Genomic DNA, 10,985 nt, shown 5'->3' with positions numbered 1-10,985 from the left:
CTGCTCGACAGGGGCTCGTTCGAGGAGTTCGACATGTTCGTCGAGCACCGCTCCACCGATTTCGGCATGGAGAAGGTCAAGATCCCCGGCGATGGCGTCGTCACCGGCTGGGGCACGGTCAACGGCCGTACGGTCTTCGTCTTCGCCAAGGACTTCACGGTGTTCGGCGGCTCGCTCTCCGAGGCGCACGCCCAGAAGATCATCAAGATCCAGGACATGGCGCTCAAGATGCGCGCCCCCATCGTCGGCCTGTTCGATGCGGGCGGCGCCCGCATCCAGGAGGGCGTGGCGGCGCTCGGCGGCTACGGCGAGGTGTTCAAGCGCAACGTGATCGCCTCCGGCGTCATCCCGCAGATCTCGGTGATCATGGGCCCGTGCGCGGGCGGCGACGTCTATTCGCCTGCCATGACCGATTTCATCTTCATGGTGCGCGACCGCTCCTACATGTTCGTCACCGGTCCGGACGTGGTGAAGACCGTCACCAACGAGACCGTGACCTCGGAGGAGCTCGGCGGCGCCAAGGTGCACACCACCAAGTCGTCGGTGGCCGACGGCGCCTATGACAACGATGTGGAAGCGCTGCTGCAGGTGCGCCGCCTCATCGACTTCCTGCCCGCCAACAACCAGGACGGCGTGCCGGAGATCCCGAGCTTCGACGATCCGAACCGGGTGGACGACAGCCTCGACACCCTGGTCCCGGACAACCCGAACAAGCCCTACGACATGAAGGAGCTGATCCTGAAGGTCGTGGACGAGGGCGACTTCTTCGAGATCCAGGAGTCTTACGCGAAGAACATCATCACGGGCTTCGGCCGCGTCGAGGGCCGCACGGTCGGGTTTGTCGCCAACCAGCCGATGGTGCTGGCGGGCGTGCTCGACTCGGACGCGTCGCGCAAGGCTGCGCGCTTCGTGCGCTTCTGCGATGCCTTCAACATCCCGATCGTCACCTTCGAGGACGTGCCGGGCTTCCTGCCGGGCACGGCGCAGGAATACGGCGGCCTCATCAAGCACGGCGCCAAGCTGCTCTTCGCCTATTCGGAAGCCACCGTGCCGCTGGTCACCGTCATCACGCGAAAAGCCTTCGGCGGCGCCTACGACGTGATGGCCTCGAAGCATATCGGCGGCGACGTCAACTACGCCTGGCCGACGGCGCAGATCGCCGTGATGGGCGCGAAGGGCGCGGTGGAAATCATCTTCCGCCAGGACATCGGCGACGAGGACAAGATCGCGGCGCGCACCAAGGAATACGAGGACCGCTTCATGTCGCCCTTCGTGGCGGCCGAGCGCGGCTATATCGACGAGGTGATCATGCCGCATTCGACACGGCGGCGGATCGCCCGAGCGCTCGCCATGCTCCGGCACAAGGAGAGCGAGCGGCCGTGGAAGAAGCATGATAATATCCCGTTGTGATCATGAACACACCCTGTCCCCGCACCTGGGTCTCCACCGCCATCCAGATCATCGAGGCGGATTTCAACCGCTCGTCGGACACGCATCTGTTGCGCGTGCCGATGCCGGCGGTGCCGGGCGTCGAGCTGTATCTGAAGGATGAATCGACCCATCCGTCCGGGAGCCTGAAGCACCGGCTGGCGCGGTCGCTGTTTCTCTACGGGTTGTGCAACGGCTGGATCGGGCCGGACACGACGATCATCGAGGCGTCGAGCGGATCGACGGCGGTGTCGGAAGCCTATTTCGCCCGGATGCTGGGCCTGCGCTTCATCGCCGTGATGCCGCGCTCCACGTCGGCCGAGAAGATCGCGCAGATCGCCTTCTATGGCGGCGAGAGCCACTTCGTGGATTCGCCCGCCGAGATGTATGCGGAGAGCGCGCGTCTCGCGGAGGAACTCGGCGGCCATTACATGGACCAGTTCACCTATGCCGAGCGGGCGACGGACTGGCGCGGCAACAACAACATCGCCGAATCCATCTTCAGCCAGATGTCCCACGAGGAGCATCCCGTGCCGAGCTGGATCGTGGTCGGCGCCGGGACCGGCGGCACCTCGGCCACGCTCGGGCGCTACATCCGCTATCGCCGCCTGCCGACGAGGCTCTGTCTCGCCGATCCGGAGGCGTCCGTGTTCCATCAGCATCTGGCGGATCGTGCCGTGTGCAACGTCTCAGGCCCGCCTTCGCTGATCGAGGGCATCGGCCGCCCGCGCTGCGAGCCGTCCTTCGTGCCGGAACTCATCGACCGCGCCTTCGCCGTGCCCGATGCGGCGAGCATCGCGGCCGCGCGGGTCCTATCGCGCCGCATCGGCCGCTCCTGCGGCGGCTCCACCGGCACCAATCTGTGGGCCGTCGCGCAGATCATCGGCGAGATGGTGCAGAACGGGGAGCAGGGCTCCGTGGTGACGCTGCTGTGCGATTCAGGCGAGCGTTACCGCAGCACGCATTTCGACGATGCCTGGCTCAAGAGCCGAGGCATCGACATCAAGCCGGCCGAAGAGACGATGGAGCGGTTCTTCGAGACCGGAGTCTTGAGCGTCGCTTGAGGCGCGGATCGCGATCCCCCGTCATTCCGGGGCTCCGGAGGCGAACCCGACCCGGAGGGCCGCGCCGAAGGCGTGGAAACCCATAGCCGCTAACGATCCAAGAAAAGGCATAACGTTAATCGCGCTTTTTGGAACCGTCGTGTTTATGGGTTCCGGGCTCCGCTGCGCGGCCCCGGAATGACGGTGAGGTGTCTCCCCCACGTCGTCACCGGCCTTGTGCCGGTGACCCCGATGGCTTGAAACGCCGAACCTTTCCAATCGAGATCACCGGCACAAGGCCGGTGATCTCGTTGAGGGTGCCAAAAGACGGCTCAGCGCTTCACTTCCGCGAACCACTTCACCAGCAGCTGCAGGTCGGTCTGCGACAGGTTGTGGCCGGTGGGCAGCATGTGGTGCTGAACCTCCGCGCCCGCTTCCGTCAGCGATGCAGCGAGGCGCTTCGCGTTGTCGGCCGGGATGATCGGGTCCATGGCGCCCGAGATCATCAGCACGCGCTTGCCCGCGAGATCCACCTGCGGCGTCTCGGAGAGCGGCACCATGGCGCGCAGCAGCGCCGCGCCGGAGAGCGCTTCCGGGCGCAGCAGCATCATGGCGGCGGCGATGTTGGCCCCGTTGGAGAATCCCACCGCGATGGGTGCCTCGAGCCCATAGGCCTTGCGCGCCTCGGCGACGAAGTCCGCGAGTTCGTTCGCACGGAGCTTCACATCCGCCTCGTCGAACACGCCTTCCGCGAGACGACGGAAGAAACGCGGCATGCCGTTCTCCAGGATCTTGCCGCGTGGGGAGAGCAGGGCGGAGCCCGGGGAGATGGTGCGGCCGAGCCCGAGCAGGTCGTTCTCGTCGCCGCCGGTGCCGTGGAGCAGCAGGAGCGGCGGCTTGTTCGGCTCCGTGGCGGGCTCGAAACGGTGGATGAAGGACAGTTCGGTCATGGGATTTCTCTTTCCATGGGAGAAAGGTTTAAAGCGCGGTTTCCCTCACCCTTGCGGGGAGGGTGGTGGTGGGGCGACCGGGTGAGCGGTTGTCGTTATACCCGCTACGTCATGGCCGGCCTTGTGCCGGCCATCTCGATAGGGTGAGGCACCGCGCTTTTCTGATCGGGATCACCGGCACAAGGCCGGTGATGACGTCGAGAGCGTTACGAGGCTCAGCATTCCGACTTTGCGATCCCACCCTCGATCCCTCCCCGAAAGGGGGAGGGAAGAAGGTTGGCACCGGCTCAAGCCAGCTCCGGCAGATGGGCTTCGATGTCGCTGCGCCGAGGCTCCAGGAAGGCCGGGAGCTTCAGGGCCGCGCCGAGGCTGTCCTGCGGCTCGTCCACGGCGAAGCCGGGCTCGTTGGTGGCGATCTCGAAGAGGATGCCGCCCGGCTCGCGGAAGTAGACGGACCGGAAGTAGTTTCGGTCCTTCTGCTCCGTGGTCTGGAGACCGTGGTTCTCGGCGAGTTTCCTCACCATCTCGGCCTCCTCGGCATCGTCCTTCGCGCGGAACGCCACGTGGTGGACGGAGCCGCCACCCATCCGGCCCGGCAGGAAGCCGCCGGCGCTGCGGATGTCGACCGTGCTGCCCATCAGGGCGTCGGTCTGGTAGCGGACGAGAGAGCCGTCGCGAGCCGTCTCGCGGAAGCCGAACACATCGGTCAGGATGGCGCCGGTGCGCTCGCCGTTCTCGACGAGCAGCGTGACGCCTTCCAGGCCACGGATGGCGTGTTCCGCCGGGATGCCTTCGACCGTCCAGGCGGGCTCGCTCTCCGCGTTCGGCGTGCCGACGAGCGCGAGGCTCGTGCCGTGCGGGTCCTTGAAGGTCAGCACGCTTTGGCCGAAGCGCTTCTCCACCGTGCCGTGCTCGACGCCCTGCTCGATGAAGCGATGTGCCCAGAAGCCCAGGGATGCCTCGGGAACCCGGAAGGAGGTTTCCTGGGTCGAGCCGATCCCGTTGCGCCCGGGTGCCACATGCTCCCATGGGAAGAACGTCAGGATCGAGCCCGGCTGTCCCGAGGCATCGCCGAAATAGAGGTGATAGGTGCCGGGATCGTCGAAATTGACGGTCTTCTTGACCAGACGCAGACCAAGCACGCGGGTATAGAAATCGAGGTTGCGACGGGCCGGACCGGCGATGGCGGTGACGTGATGAATACCGTGGTGCCGCATGGGACTATTCCTTAACGGGCAAGCGCGGATTGCGCTGCGTTGTCGAGGAGATAGGTAGCATCGAAGACCGCTGAAGTGTGGAAAGGGCGACCTTGCGGGATTGCAAGTGACACGGCGCTCTCCCGGCAAATCCGCGTGATTCCTCGGGAATCTAGATTGGCAAGATTCCGGCAACCAAAGTCTCTCAACAACGCTTAACCTCAACGGCGATTCAGCATGTCGTGTTAACGGTTTCGGCCCGCCATCCATGTGAGACTCATCCTCAGCAAGCGATGAACCGGCAATGAGCCAAAGAATAGCCGGCGGGAGTCAAAGGGATGATGAAGGATCAACTTCGCGATTTCATCGACAGGATCTCCGAGACCAAGCATGTTTCGGACGATGACGTGACGATGCTTCAGGGCGAGATCCTGCAAGGCGGGATCGCAAGTCGGATCGAAGTCGAATCCCTGCTGGCGCTCGACCGGATCGTCGATGCCGCGGAGAGCTGGGGAATGGCTCTCACCAAGCTTGTGGTCGATTACGTCGTCTGGAGCCGGGCGCCCCACGGCGTTGTCAGCAACGACGATGCCTTCTGGCTCGCCACCCTGCTGGAGATCAGCGGCCCGTCTCCCAACGCCATGAACATCGCCTACGCCATTTTCGACGAAGCGGGCCACGTCGATGTGGCGCTGCTCGATTTCATCATGCGCGGACGCCAGCAGGCGAGGCTCTCGCAGATCGCGGCGTAAGGAGCTGCCCGTTCCGACGCCCGCTCCCGTCATCACCGGCCTTGTGCCGGCCATCCCGATTCTGTGAAGCACCGCGCCTTTCCGATCGAGATCACCGGCACAGGGCCGGTGATGACGTGGTGGGTGTCATCCCCGGCGGCCGCAGGCCGGGAAGGGGATCCATGGTGCCGAGCGTGTGAGTGGATTCCCTTCCCCTTCGCTGTGCTCCGGCCGGGAATGACACTGACTGTGCTTCATGGAGGTGGGATCACCAGAACTAGGAGAAGCCGCTCACTCGCCGGCCTCCAGCGTGAACCCGGCCTTGAGCACCACCTGGTAGTGGCGCACCTCGCCGTTCTCCACATGACCACGGGTCTGGATGACCTCGAACCAGCGCAGGTTTCTCAAGGTCTGGCTCGCGCGCCGGACCGCCGTCTGGATGGCGTCCTCGATGCTGGTCTCGGACGAGCCGACGAGTTCGACGATCTTGTAGACATGGTCATCCATGGGCCGCTCCATGCTTTGCCGACAGCATGGAAGTAGCGCGTCCCTCGGATGCGCCTATGGGGCGCTTCAGTCTTCTTTCCGGTACGCCTCGACCTTCTGTTCGATGGCCCCGAAGACCGAGTGCCCATGCCGGTCCTTCATCTCGATGCGGATCGTGTCGCCGAAGCGCATGAACGGCGTTCTGGGTTCGCCCTGGAGGAGCGTCTCCACGGTGCGCAGTTCCGCGAGGCAGGAATAGCCGAGGCCGCCCTGGTCGATGGGCTTGCCGGGTCCGCCGGCCGCGTCCTTGTTGGAGACCGTGCCGGAACCGATGATCGCGCCTGCTCCCAGGGGCCGGGTCTTGGCCGCGTGGGCGATCAGGGTCGGGAAGTCGAACGTCATGTCGACGCCCGCATTCGGCCTGCCGAAGGGCTTGCCGTTGAGATGGGTGAGCAGCGGCAGGTGAAGCTTGCCGCCGTCCCAGGCCTCGCCCAGCTCGTCGGGCGTCACGGCGACCGGTGAGAGAGTGGAGGAGGGCTTGGCCTGGAAGAAGCCGAAGCCCTTCGCCAGTTCGCCGGGGATCAGGTTTCGGAGGGACACGTCGTTGACGAGGACCACGAGGCGGATGGCGCGGGCGGCCTCGTCGCGCGTCGCGCCCATGGGCACGTCATCGGTGATCACCGCAACCTCGGCCTCGAAGTCGATCCCGTGCGCCTCGTCCATCGCCAGGATCGGATCGCGCGGCCCGAGGAAGGAATCCGATCCGCCCTGGTACATGAGCGGATCGGTCCAGAAGGAGGCCGGCATCTCGGCGCCGCGCGCCTTCCGCACCAGCTCCACATGGTTCACATAGGCCGAGCCGTCCGCCCATTGATACGCCCGGGGCAGGGGCGACGCGCAATCGTGCTCGTGAAACCGGAAGGCCGGGACCGAGCCGTGTTCCAGCTGTTCCGCAAGGTCACGGAGCCGGGGCTCTACTATTTCCCAATTGTCCAAGGCTTGCTGAAGCGTCGGAACAATGAAAAAAGCATCCGTCGCGCGGGTCAGGTCTTTCGACACGATGACGAGGCGGCCGTCACGGCCTTGGTTGAGTGAGGAGAGCTTCATTGCCACCGACCGGGTTGTTATGGTCCATTCAACTTGCAACAGAATGCTTTCCGGGGAAACGCCAATGACGACGATGAAGAGAAGAAACTTCCTGAAAGGGGCAGGTCTCGCGGCTGCCGCCGGCACGGTGGCGGCCCCGGCCATCGCGCAATCGGCGCCTGAGATCCGCTGGCGTCTGACCTCGAGCTTCCCGAAATCCCTGGACACGATCTTCGGCACCGCCCAGACCTTCGCCAAGTACATGGCCGAGGCGACCGACAACAAGTTCCAGATCCAGGTCTTCGCACCCGGCGAGATCGTGGGCGGCCTGCAGGCCATGGACGCGGTGCAGAACGGCTCCGTCGAATGCGCCCATACCCCGCTCTACTACTACATCGGCAAGGAGCCGGCGCTCGGCATGGGCACGGGCCTGCCCTTCAGCCTCAATGCCCGCCAGCTTCATTCTTGGTGGCACTTCGCGGGCGGCAAGGAGATCATCAACGAGGTGATGGCCAAGTATAACTGCACCTCCCTCGTGTGCGGCAATTCCGGCGCCCAGATGGGCGGCTTCTTCCGCAAGGAAATCAATACGGTCGACGACCTGAAGGGCCTCAAGTTCCGCATCGGCGGCCTCGGCGGTCAGGTCCTGGCCAAGCTCGGCGTCGTGCCGCAGCAGGTCGCTCCCGGCGACGTCTATCCGGCCCTGGAGCGCGGCACCCTCGATGCGGCCGAGTTCGTCGGTCCCTACGACGACGAGAAGCTCGGCTTCCTGAAAGTCGCCAAATACTACTATGCTCCCGGCTGGTGGGAGGGCGGTGCCATGCTCCATCTGGTGGTCAACCAGCAGAAGTGGAACGAGCTGCCGAAGACCTACCAGGCCATCATGAGCCAGGCGACGGAAGCGGCGAACAACTGGATGCTGGCGAAGTACGATGCCGTGAACGGCCAAGCCCTGCGCCGCATGGTCGGCGCGGGCGCGGAGCTGCGCACCTTCTCGCCCGCCATCATGGAAGCCTCCCTCAAGGCCGCCAACGAGCTCTATGCCGAGCTTTCGGCCAAGAATGCGGACTTCAAGAAGGCCTACGATTCCATGGTGGCCTATCGCAACGATGTCCTGCCCTGGTGGCAGCTGAACGAATACGCCTTCGACACCTTCATGGTCCGGACCCGCGGACGGGCGTAAGTCCCAAGAAACCTTAGGTTTCGCGATTTCCTGACGACGGCGCGGTCGGTTCATCCGACCGCGCCGTTCTGTTTTCCGACATGCCCATGCGTCACAGAATCTAGTTGCCCGTGCAACGAATTGTGGTATTGGTTGCTGATGCAACGATTGGCGTGACGATGGCAACTGGATCCGCAGCGAAGAAGCCCGAAGCCGAGCCTCTGGTGATCCTGGAGGAGTTTCTGCCGTACAGGCTCAACGTCCTGGCGGGCCTGACGTCGAGCGCGCTGGCCCAGATCTATGCCGAGCGGTTCGGTCTCTCGATCCCGGCCTGGCGGATCATCGTCACCCTCGGGCAATATGAGCTGCGCACGGCGCGGGACATGGCCCCTGACGGCGTCATGCACAAATCGACGGTCTCACGGGCCGTCTCGGCGCTCGAGAAGCGAGGCCTCGTCGCCCGCCGCCCCAATCTCGACGACCGCCGCGAGGAATGGCTCGCTCTGACGCCGGCAGGGCGGGCGATCTACGAAGCCGTTGCGCCCGAGGCCCTGGCCGTCGAGGAACGCCTCCTCTCCGTCCTGTCGCCGCAGGAGCAGAAGGCGCTCGCCGCCTTGATCGACAAGCTCACCCGGCAGGCCCGAATGCTGGCCCCTCGGACCGTCGAGGAGGATGACGCGTGAAGCTCTATACGTATTTCCGTTCCTCCGCCGCCTATCGCGTCAGGATCGCCCTCAACCTGAAAGGCCTGACCTACGAGTCCGTGCCTATCAACCTATTGAAGGGAGAACAGCGCGCGGAGAGCTACAGGGCCGTCAATCCGCAGAGGCGCGTGCCATCCCTCGACATCGGCGCGACCACGCTGATTCAGTCTCCCGCCATCCTCGAGTACCTCGACGAGGTCTATCCGGAGCCCCCGCTGCTGCCGGTCGGTGCGGTGACGCGCGCCAAGGTTAGGGCAATCGCCAGCCTGATAGCCTGCGATATCCATCCGCTCAACAATTCCGGGACGCTGGCCTATCTCAAGAACCGGCTCGGGCACGACAAGGCGGCTGCCGACGAATGGTATGCCCATTGGGTGACCGAGGGCTTCGAGGCCATCGAAGCTCTGATAGGTCCTGGTCCTTACGCGTTCGGCTCCAGGATCACGCTGGCCGACATCTATCTCGTGCCGCAGGTCGCCAATGCGCGACGCTTCCACATCCCGCTCGATGCCTATCCCAAGATCGTCGCGGTGGATGCAGCCTGCGCTGCGCACAAAGCCTTTCAGGACGCCGCGCCGGCCAACCAGCCCGATGCGACCTGACCAGAATCGCATCCGTCCCTGAGCGAATGCGTTGTCTTCACAACCGATGACCTCTCGCTCCGCAGAGGCACAACAGGAGGAAAGTCATGGGACCGTTCCCGCACGATGCACCGCCAGCCGCTATTTCTGAAGAGAATCCCATGGGGACCGACGGCTTCGAATTCGTGGAGTTCTGTCATCCCGACCCGCAGGCCCTGGACCGTCTTTTCAAGACGATGGGTTTCAGCCTCGTCGCCAAGCACCGTTCGAAGAACGTGATGCTTTACCGCCAGGGCGACATCAACTTCATCGTCAACGCACAGCCGGGCTCCTTTGCCGAGCGCTTCGCGGCGCAGCATGGCCCCTCGGCTCCGGCCATGGCCTTCCGTGTGGCCGACGCGAAATATGCCTATGATCGCGCGCTTGCCATGGGGGCAAAGCCGGTCGAGACGCAGATCGGTCCCAACGAACTTGAGATTCCAGGGATCGAGGGAATCGGCGGCCTGCAGATCTATTTCGTGGACCGTTACGGCGCGAAGGGCTCCATCTACGACGTCGACTTCGAATGGCTGGGCGAGCCCGATCCGAAACCGAAGGGTGTCGGCCTCTATTACATCGATCACCTGACCCACAACGTCTACCGCGGGCGGCTCAACGAATGGGCGGGTTTCTACGAGCGCCTCTTCAACTTCCGCCAGATCCGCTACTTCGACATCGAAGGCAAGCTGACGGGTCTGCACTCCCGGGCCATGACGAGCCCGGACGGCAAGATCCGCATCCCGATCAACGAAGACGCGGGCGAGACCGGGCAGATCGAGGAGTACCTGCAGGAATACAAGGGCGAGGGCATCCAGCACGTGGCGCTCGGCTCGCACGATCTCTACGAATCCATCGAAGCGCTCATCGAAGGTGGGCTCGAGTTCATGCCGGCGCCGAACGACATCTACTATGCCCGTGTCGACAAGCGCCTGCCCAGCCACGAGGAGCCCCTTGATCGCCTGAAGAGGAACGGAATTCTCATCGACGGGGAGGGCGTGGTCGAAGGCGGCTTCACGAAGGTCCTCCTCCAGCGCTTCGGCAAGACCGCCATCGGGCCGATCTTCTTCGAGTATATCCAGCGCAAGGGTGACGACGGCTTTGGCGAAGGCAACTTCAAGGCCCTCTTCGAATCGATCGAGGAGGACCAGATCCGCCGGGGCGTGATCGGTCCGAAGGTTGCTTAGTACGGAATCGCATGACGATTCGAGAGAGGCCGGGTTCGCCCGGCCTTTTTTCATGGATGGGGAGGGGGCGAACTATCGAAATTGTGACGGGCGTTATTCACAGGGTGGGTCTATCGTGCGTTGCCTCAAGACCTCCGGCGGCATCGCGGAGGGGGTGAGCCGAAGCGCTTCAAACCCTTTGTCCTTAAGGTTTTATGAATTTCCGAACACAGATCTTAACGAGACGTAAAGAAGCCAGCTTCAAACGTTGCCTTTGTGCAACATGCCCCTGAAAAGCCCTGTCTCTTGCCCATTTTGCGCCTTCATTCGGTTGCCTGCGGTCCAGCGATGGATAATGTGGCTCCAGCGACGGGGGCACCCCAGTCGTGATACCGGCGAGTTCGACCGAAAAGGCG

12 protein-coding genes are annotated in these 10,985 nt (G+C 64.0%); 7 read left to right on the top strand and 5 right to left on the bottom strand.

The genetic code is table 11. The features are described 5' to 3' along the window. On the top strand, nucleotides 1–1,410 hold a 1,410-nt coding region (locus DDF70_RS33445; protein ID WP_162820864.1), incomplete at its 5' end, for an acyl-CoA carboxylase subunit beta. Nucleotides 1,411–1,412: 2 nt separating this feature from the next. Next, entirely contained in the window at nucleotides 1,413–2,492 is a 1,080-nt protein-coding gene (locus tag DDF70_RS33440) for a PLP-dependent cysteine synthase family protein (RefSeq protein ID WP_114948891.1), read from the top strand. Between the two features lie 311 nt (nucleotides 2,493–2,803). Here the strand turns inward: DDF70_RS33440 and DDF70_RS33435 are convergent, their stop codons facing one another. Together DDF70_RS33435 and DDF70_RS33430 are read right to left on the bottom strand one after the other, a co-directional pair. Further along, nucleotides 2,804–3,421 carry an alpha/beta hydrolase gene (locus tag DDF70_RS33435; protein ID WP_114948890.1) on the bottom strand — a complete coding sequence of 206 codons (618 nt, stop codon included), beginning with the start codon at nucleotides 3,419–3,421 and terminating at the stop codon, nucleotides 2,804–2,806. 287 nt (nucleotides 3,422–3,708) lie between these two features. Continuing rightward, nucleotides 3,709–4,638: a ring-cleaving dioxygenase gene (locus DDF70_RS33430; protein WP_114948889.1), complete on the bottom strand. Its 930-nt coding sequence runs from the start codon at nucleotides 4,636–4,638 to the stop codon at nucleotides 3,709–3,711. 317 nt (nucleotides 4,639–4,955) lie between these two features. Between DDF70_RS33430 and DDF70_RS33425 the strand changes: the two genes are divergently transcribed. Further along, complete coding sequence (locus tag DDF70_RS33425) at nucleotides 4,956–5,369, top strand: hypothetical protein (protein WP_114948888.1); 414 nt, start codon at nucleotides 4,956–4,958, stop codon at nucleotides 5,367–5,369. Nucleotides 5,370–5,639: 270 nt separating this feature from the next. Here DDF70_RS33425 and DDF70_RS33420 read toward each other — a convergent pair whose 3' ends face one another. Both DDF70_RS33420 and DDF70_RS33415 read right to left on the bottom strand, forming a co-directional pair. After that, a complete protein-coding gene (locus tag DDF70_RS33420; RefSeq protein WP_114948887.1) occupies nucleotides 5,640–5,855 on the bottom strand; it encodes a dodecin in 216 nt (71 codons plus the stop codon). Nucleotides 5,856–5,921: 66 nt separating this feature from the next. Then, on the bottom strand, nucleotides 5,922–6,941 hold the full coding sequence (locus tag DDF70_RS33415) for a fumarylacetoacetate hydrolase family protein (protein ID WP_114948886.1): 1,020 nt from the start codon (nucleotides 6,939–6,941) through the stop codon (nucleotides 5,922–5,924). 73 nt (nucleotides 6,942–7,014) lie between these two features. On the opposite strand from DDF70_RS33415, the gene DDF70_RS33410 reads away from it, so the two are divergent. The 4 genes from DDF70_RS33410 to hppD all read left to right on the top strand — a co-directional run bounded on the left by DDF70_RS33410 (nucleotide 7,015) and on the right by hppD (nucleotide 10,590). Further along, nucleotides 7,015–8,103 carry a TRAP transporter substrate-binding protein gene (locus DDF70_RS33410; protein ID WP_114948893.1) on the top strand — a complete coding sequence of 363 codons (1,089 nt, stop codon included), beginning with the start codon at nucleotides 7,015–7,017 and terminating at the stop codon, nucleotides 8,101–8,103. A gap of 158 nt (nucleotides 8,104–8,261) precedes the next feature. Next, on the top strand, nucleotides 8,262–8,765 hold the full coding sequence (locus DDF70_RS33405; protein ID WP_114948892.1) for a MarR family winged helix-turn-helix transcriptional regulator: 504 nt from the start codon (nucleotides 8,262–8,264) through the stop codon (nucleotides 8,763–8,765). Then, a complete protein-coding gene (gene maiA / locus DDF70_RS33400; protein ID WP_114948885.1) occupies nucleotides 8,762–9,388 on the top strand; it encodes a maleylacetoacetate isomerase in 627 nt (208 codons plus the stop codon). The genes DDF70_RS33405 and maiA overlap by 4 nt, the downstream gene beginning before the upstream one ends. A gap of 86 nt (nucleotides 9,389–9,474) precedes the next feature. Continuing rightward, nucleotides 9,475–10,590 (top strand): 4-hydroxyphenylpyruvate dioxygenase, encoded by a 1,116-nt coding sequence (gene hppD / locus DDF70_RS33395; RefSeq protein WP_114948884.1) that lies wholly within the window; start codon nucleotides 9,475–9,477, stop codon nucleotides 10,588–10,590. 184 nt (nucleotides 10,591–10,774) lie between these two features. On the opposite strand, the gene DDF70_RS37695 is transcribed toward hppD, so the two are convergent. Then, a partial coding sequence (locus DDF70_RS37695) for a hypothetical protein (RefSeq protein ID WP_205772581.1) occupies nucleotides 10,775–10,985 on the bottom strand: 211 nt, incomplete at its 5' end.

It is taken from the genome of Microvirga calopogonii (assembly GCF_003347665.1).
GTDB classification, from domain to species: Bacteria; Pseudomonadota; Alphaproteobacteria; order Rhizobiales; family Beijerinckiaceae; genus Microvirga; species Microvirga calopogonii.
Note: the sequence above shows the minus strand (reverse complement) of the source record. Positions and strands in the feature narration are given on the sequence as shown.

Bases quoted from the DNA above. Each gene is read 5' to 3' on its own strand.
- DDF70_RS33425 (WP_114948888.1), top strand. From the start codon at position 4,956: ATGATGAAGGATCAACTTCGCGATTTCATCGACAGGATCTCCGAGACC.
- DDF70_RS33410 (WP_114948893.1), top strand. From the start codon at position 7,015: ATGAAGAGAAGAAACTTCCTGAAAGGGGCAGGTCTCGCGGCTGCCGCC.
- DDF70_RS33405 (WP_114948892.1), top strand. From the start codon at position 8,262: ATGGCAACTGGATCCGCAGCGAAGAAGCCCGAAGCCGAGCCTCTGGTG.
- DDF70_RS33430 (WP_114948889.1), bottom strand. From the start codon at position 4,638: ATGCGGCACCACGGTATTCATCACGTCACCGCCATCGCCGGTCCGGCC.
- DDF70_RS33435 (WP_114948890.1), bottom strand. From the start codon at position 3,421: ATGACCGAACTGTCCTTCATCCACCGTTTCGAGCCCGCCACGGAGCCG.
- DDF70_RS33440 (WP_114948891.1), top strand. From the start codon at position 1,413: ATGAACACACCCTGTCCCCGCACCTGGGTCTCCACCGCCATCCAGATC.
- DDF70_RS33420 (WP_114948887.1), bottom strand. From the start codon at position 5,855: ATGGATGACCATGTCTACAAGATCGTCGAACTCGTCGGCTCGTCCGAG.
- hppD (WP_114948884.1), top strand. From the start codon at position 9,475: ATGGGACCGTTCCCGCACGATGCACCGCCAGCCGCTATTTCTGAAGAG.
- DDF70_RS33415 (WP_114948886.1), bottom strand. From the start codon at position 6,941: ATGAAGCTCTCCTCACTCAACCAAGGCCGTGACGGCCGCCTCGTCATC.